6 protein-coding genes are annotated in these 5,929 nt (G+C 42.1%); all 6 read right to left on the bottom strand.

All coding sequences use genetic code 11. The features are described from left to right. Positions 1 to 156: 156 nt before the first annotated feature. Positions 157 to 987, bottom strand: a complete 831-nt coding sequence (locus ASU35_RS01445; protein WP_058351350.1) for a PIN domain-containing protein — start codon at positions 985 to 987, stop codon at positions 157 to 159. A 44-nt stretch (positions 988 to 1,031) separates the two neighbouring features. Continuing rightward, a complete protein-coding gene (locus ASU35_RS01440) occupies positions 1,032 to 1,394 on the bottom strand; it encodes a hypothetical protein (protein ID WP_058351349.1) in 363 nt (120 codons plus the stop codon). Then, a complete protein-coding gene (locus ASU35_RS01435) occupies positions 1,394 to 4,342 on the bottom strand; it encodes a phage tail tape measure protein (RefSeq protein ID WP_058351348.1) in 2,949 nt (982 codons plus the stop codon). Before ASU35_RS01435 ends, ASU35_RS01440 begins: the two co-directional genes overlap by 1 nt. Before the next feature lie 148 nt (positions 4,343 to 4,490). Next, positions 4,491 to 4,973, bottom strand: a complete 483-nt coding sequence (locus tag ASU35_RS01430) for a hypothetical protein (RefSeq protein WP_058351347.1) — start codon at positions 4,971 to 4,973, stop codon at positions 4,491 to 4,493. A 12-nt stretch (positions 4,974 to 4,985) separates the two neighbouring features. Continuing rightward, the gene (locus tag ASU35_RS01425; RefSeq protein ID WP_058351346.1) at positions 4,986 to 5,195 is read right to left on the bottom strand and encodes a hypothetical protein; all 210 of its coding nucleotides are present in this window, start codon (positions 5,193 to 5,195) and stop codon (positions 4,986 to 4,988) included. Between the two features lie 4 nt (positions 5,196 to 5,199). Continuing rightward, positions 5,200 to 5,715 (bottom strand): hypothetical protein, encoded by a 516-nt coding sequence (locus ASU35_RS01420; RefSeq protein WP_058351345.1) that lies wholly within the window; start codon positions 5,713 to 5,715, stop codon positions 5,200 to 5,202. Between the last annotated feature and the right edge of the window lie 214 nt (positions 5,716 to 5,929).

Here is a 5,929-nt window from a genome sequence, read left to right as displayed (position 1 = left end):
GTGAACTGTTGTTCTTTTATTACTTTTCCAAAATCGGAATTTCCTATAATGTAAAAAAACGAACCTCTACGGATTCGTCTTCACACATTTGTAGCAGGATAACCATGTGGCACTGAGAATCAATGCCACATGGAATATGTTCTGGCATCCTTTCTGCTACTTTATTTTTGCAATAGCTTTATAAAAAGGCTTGAGGACTTTATGTATCGCTGCAGCATTACCACCATACTTCTTATTTAACTTCTTTTGCATGGTTTTTTTATCGTCATTAGCTGTCAACGAGGAACATAAAAATGCGTGTAAATCTCCTGGCATAGAAACCTTGGCAGTATTACAATACTTAAAAGTAAGTTCAACGAACTTCTTTACCTTAGTGTCCTTTTTCCAAGAGACAGGCGGAGCAATAAACTTCTCCGACTTCATATGCTTGTATATTTCCTCACCTTTTTTGTTGCCATAGAAGTGAATATAAGCAAGATGTATATTGGATGTGTCGGTAGCACCCATACAATTAATAACTGTATATAGCTCCTTCTTTTCCACCCCATGCAGTTTTGCATTCACGTCTACAATCTGATGCTCGGCAACTTCATCAGACGATACAGGTTCTTCTTCAACCTTGGAATCATTTGTCTGAACACAATTGGTGGCAAGCCTCTTGATGTTCATGCCACGCTCCATCCAGAAATTAATCACGGCATCGAAACCTGTATCATTCGACACAATAATAATTTCCTTAACTTCATCCGAACGTAGCTGATAGCCAAGATATGAAACTAACTGAAAATCTAATGCGTTGTTCCCTTCATAACAATGAATGAACTCCGGCTTTTTCTTCGCATTCATTAAGTTGATAGCGTGTTCATAATCAATGCGAGGAGAATGACCAGTGTAAAATATTAGGAAATCACTCTCTTCTTCCTCGTTTAAAAGGTCGATCCAGTTTTCTCCAACATTTTCACTGTCCACATAATAAGTTTTTGACATACAACACCTTTTTATGCCAGAACAAAGTAATTATATCACAGAGATTAAAACTCATGAAGAGTAAAATTCACAGTCCACAATCCCTTATAAGATGTATCGTGTTCCAGCTTTGCCTTGAATCCGTCAATGTACATCTGTGTTGATTTATACTGAAGAGTATCTGGGGAAAAGTATTTTACAGTAAGTCTCGGAAGGTTTCTAAACCCCGATAACTTCTCCAACCACCTCTTCGATACAGAAAAGGAAACCGTAATGGTTGCCACATCCTGTCTGACCAGATCCCTCTGTGTAGTACCTGCCTCTGTCTCCCCGGAAGACTCCGCCTCAACATCGGTAAGGTCAACATCATAAGAATCCGGGAACGGAAGTGTCTCGCCATTTATTTCCAAAACATTCATAAATGCCATTATGCTCTACCTCCGCTCCTTAGATTTCTTCTGTTCTGTGCCGAAAGCACAATCTCATCAATCTGTGTGCCACCGATATAAACAGGAATCACGATGTCTCCCTCTTTCATGTCGATGTTCTTAATACCATCTACGATTGCATGAATGCCTGTAAGTATTCCACCGAGGGCAGATGCCTGCTGACTCTGTGTTAACTGCATGTTAGCATTTGCATCCACCGTAGGGCTTATGACCATATCCTCTGCAAGCCCCTTCACGGAGTTCGTTACCATCGACTTGCTCTTATCGATACCCTTTGCCAGTCCTTTCATGAAGTCCGGCATCCACTTTTCGTATTCAGCCAACGGTCCCTCATCCGGGGTTGAGAAATGCAGGAAAGAAGTAATCTTACTTGCTATGGCCTTGGCTGCATCACCAACCTTGCTTATGCAGGATTTGATACCTTTTACAAGTCCGTCAATCAGATCCTTGCCCCACTGTATCGCCTGTGAAGCAAGCCCTGTTATATGCTCCTTCACTTTCGTGAATCCGTCCTTTACAGCAGACAACACATTGCTCATCTTGGTCTTTACCGAAGATACGATATTGGTGAATGCCGTAGTGACTGCCGACTTTATTCCGCTCACAACGGAGGAAACCGTAGACTTGATACTGTTCCAAATCGAACTAACCGTAGATTTGATGGCATTCATGGCCGTGCTTACGGCTGTCTTTATGCCGTTCCATACAGTCTCAACCGTTGTCTTTATTGCATTGACTACAGTTTCAACCGCAGTTTTTATTGCATTCCACACGGTTGTGATTACGGTTTTTATCGCATTTATTATTGTGGTAATAGCTGTCTTTATGGCATTCCACACCGTAGTGAAGATGGTCTGAATTGCCGTCATGACAGTTTGGATTGCGGTTTTTATTGCATTCCATACCGTGGTAATCACAGTTTTTATCGCATTGATCACTGTTGTGATAAGCGTCTTATAAAATGTAAAGTACGCCACCACGAAGGTCTTAATTGCCTCAAGTACCGTTGAGAACACGTTCTTGATACCGTTCCAGATATTAACGAACAGATTCTTCACGGCTGTGAGGAAGTTATTGATAAAGTTTCTAAATCCCTCGCAGTTGTCATATAACAGCTTGAATGCCCCGGCAAACGGATTCACAAGTAATAGCAAAAGTCCCTGCCAGTTGTTCTTCACAAAATCAATAACGGCAGTAAAGAACTTCTTTATAGCCTCCACCGCCGTGCTGATTACATTCTTGATGCCTTCCCATAGGTTTTTCCAGAAGTTCCTAAAGCCCTCACACTTATTCCACAGCACCACGAATATGGCTATGACCGCTATCACGGCTGCAATGATAAGTACATAAGGGTTCGCAGCACAGACAGCATTAAAGGCTGCCACTGCTCCCTTGATAGCTGTGAAAGCACCAGAGAGTTTCGGGATAATCGTCATCAAAGTTCCGACTGCACTTATGATCTTACCGACCACAACAAGCACGGGTCCGATGGCCGCCACGAGGGCTGCAATCTTTACGATTGTCTCCTTGGTACCCGAGTCAAGGTTTGAAAACCACGTCACTGCTTTCTGAAGACCTGCCACAAGGCTCTGCAAAGCCGGGGCTATCGCATTAAAGAGTGTTGTTGCAAGTTCAGTTCCGGCAAGTTTCAGATTGTTAAATGCAACCTTGGCCTGATCAGTCGGAGAAAGCGTATTATTAAATGTGGTCTCCACCACCGTTCCATAATCGGAAAGGGAAGTCTTAAGGTCATCAACAGAAAGCCTTCCTTCCCGGATGGCCTGTGTCATCTCCGGCGCACCTTTCGTTCCGAAGAGTTCCGTTGCTATGGATAAAGCCTCGGTCTCTGAAGATGCATTCTTTATGCTTGCTATCGTTTCCGATAAAGCCTGATCAGCGGACTTTCCTTCCTTCGTAGCATTTGCCACGGCTTTCTTAAGTCCGGCTATGGCTGTTGTAGTATCGACACCATTTGCCTCCATCTGTGCCAGAAGGTTTACTGAACTTGTAAGGTCAAGTCCCATCTCCTTTAAGGCAGCACCGTTTGATGTGAGTGTGCCTTGGAGAGTATCCATCGATATCCCCGTGTCCTGCCCGGCTTTCGTCAGAAGTCCAAGGACATTATTGGTCTGACTCGCATCAATATTATATTTCTTCATGATGGAGTCCACGGCATCGATGGACGAATTCACATCCGTATTGTTGATGGATGCGAACTGCAAGAACTGTGTCGATAGGGTTTCAAGGGTTGTGCCTGTGACCTTAAAACGGGTATTGACCTCTCCGACTGCCGTACCTGCATCTTCAGCAGAAACAGCCATACTGCCATATACCGACTTCATGGTATCCTGCAGTCCTTCAAGTGCCTCGCCTGTCGCACCAGTCTTGGTAGCAACGGTATCAAGACCTACATCAACTTCTTTAAAGGCTGCTATGGATGCTGCTCCTACACCTACAATCGGTCCCGTCACATATTTAGTCATACCCGTACCGACAGCGGTTACCTTATTTCCGAATTCGTTTACTTTCGTACCCGCCTCGGTAAATGCCTCAGATAATGATTTCTTCGTAGAACCTGCCTGTGTTTCGAGTTTCTTCAAGTCCTGTTCGGTCTCGATGATTTCTCTCTGAAGGGCATCATACTGTTGCTGTGAAATCTCACCATTGGCAAGCGCAGTATTTGCCTGTTCGGCTGCTGTCTTTAAGGTCTGTAGTTTTTCTTTTGTATCATTTATAGCCTGGGCGAGAAGTTTCTCCTTCTGTGCCAACAGTTCTGTATTTGAAGGATCCAGTTTGAGGAGTTTCTCCACATCCTTTAGCTGGGTCTGTGTTGTCTTTATTGATGAGTTTACTGTCTTAAGGGCATTAGAGAGCTTGGTTGTATCACCACCGATCTCGACAGTTATACCCTGTATTCTATTGGCCACGCTCTCTCACCTCCTGTTTTTAAGCATGAGAAAAGCACCTACCGAACCCGATAGGTGCTTGTTAGACATAACAATAATCACACATTGTATTTTCTCACTTTTTTATTTTTCTGATTACTGCGACAGGTCTGTCCTGCATTTACTTGCTTTACCACTCCCACATCTTCTCAATAAACTCTTTGCAGTCTTCAAAGGTCTTTTTGCCTTGAGCAACATCCAAAAGAATACAGAAAACATCTTCGTAGTATTTTACCGCCCCCTGTATTTCCCATATGGTCTCAATCGGTCTCTCCTCTATCATGGTGTAAGGAAGTCTCAAGGAGTAGGCAATGTCATTATAGTCATCCACATAGAATCTTCCGAATGCCTTAACATAGGTATTGATAGTATTAATCGTATAAAGCGTTTCATCATAATACTCATCTGTAAGCACCCGGGGACTTATAAATGTAAGAATGTCACAGTATTTTTCTGCGAAATCAAAGGTCATCTGCAATTCGTGAGTTCTACTGTCCATCTTAAAGGTAAGATGGATTTTATGCCTACCCACATTGGTTTCTTTGTATATGTACCCCAAATCAGTGCGTAAGAGTTCTTTTATACGTTTCTTTGCCTCAATTCTATTATCCATATGCCGTCCCCCTTAATATTTCTCGTTCAGCAAAAGAATTTTCGCAGCGAACGATTTCCTTACAATTCCCGTATAGAGAGTCTCAAGATGCTTTACAGCATTCTCCACATCGGATTTCGTAAAATTATAAGTAACACCTCTTCCGGCATAGGGTACAGAGATAGACTTTCTTTTGAGTTTTTCAACATCTGCTTTAGTGAGTGTATTGAATGGCTGTTTCATACGCTTATACCTCCCACTTAAGAAGAGCCGACTTCACTTCTTCTATCACTTCTTTGTCCTGTTCCCGATTAAGCATAAGAATCTCCACGAGCCTCTTTACCATTTCCGGGCCTGTTAAATCTTCTTTCCTTTCCTTTTCCGCGCCGACCTTCATGACATCCTTCTGTAACTCGCAAAGATAAATGAACCACAGGAGTTCTATTTCATACCTTGTTTGCAGAGTTGTCAAATCCAATGCCGACATCACATTTTCTTCCACTTCGGTAAAGGCATCCTCAAGTTCTTCATCCACCGTAACTTGCAAAGCTGTGGGAAAACCTGTATCCTTGGGAATTTTATTTTTAAACTTCTTTAATTCCTTTGAATAGGTTTTCAGTTCCTCAAGTGTACAGTTCTGTGTTTTTACGATAGCACGGTTGAATTTTCCGTTTCTTGAGGTGTCTGAATTATAATCAATTTCATTGATTTTCCCCTCAAGAAATCCTATACAACTGCTACCTTTACATGATCTCTTTATCATAAAGAAACCCTCCTTAAATATTTAGTCAAAGGAATATGAATATCACCTTTGCTAACTATATGATAGGTTATATCATGTAATTTGTCAATGCCTTTTTCTAACTTTTTCAGAAACGGTCATAATCCTTTTGGGTGGCTATCTCCGCATAATTATAATTAAAGTGAACCCATTTGTCAAGACACTTTTTTCAAAAAATTAAGTTGGATTTCGGAAG

This window comes from Acetivibrio ethanolgignens (assembly GCF_001461035.1).
GTDB classification, from domain to species: Bacteria; Bacillota; Clostridia; order Lachnospirales; family Lachnospiraceae; genus Velocimicrobium; species Velocimicrobium ethanolgignens.
This window is presented reverse-complemented; position numbering and strand designations above follow the sequence as displayed.

Bases quoted from the DNA above. Each gene is read 5' to 3' on its own strand.
- ASU35_RS01445 (WP_058351350.1), bottom strand. From the start codon at position 987: ATGTCAAAAACTTATTATGTGGACAGTGAAAATGTTGGAGAAAACTGG.
- ASU35_RS01440 (WP_058351349.1), bottom strand. From the start codon at position 1,394: ATGGCATTTATGAATGTTTTGGAAATAAATGGCGAGACACTTCCGTTC.
- ASU35_RS01430 (WP_058351347.1), bottom strand. From the start codon at position 4,973: ATGGATAATAGAATTGAGGCAAAGAAACGTATAAAAGAACTCTTACGC.
- ASU35_RS01425 (WP_058351346.1), bottom strand. From the start codon at position 5,195: ATGAAACAGCCATTCAATACACTCACTAAAGCAGATGTTGAAAAACTC.
- ASU35_RS01420 (WP_058351345.1), bottom strand. From the start codon at position 5,715: ATGATAAAGAGATCATGTAAAGGTAGCAGTTGTATAGGATTTCTTGAG.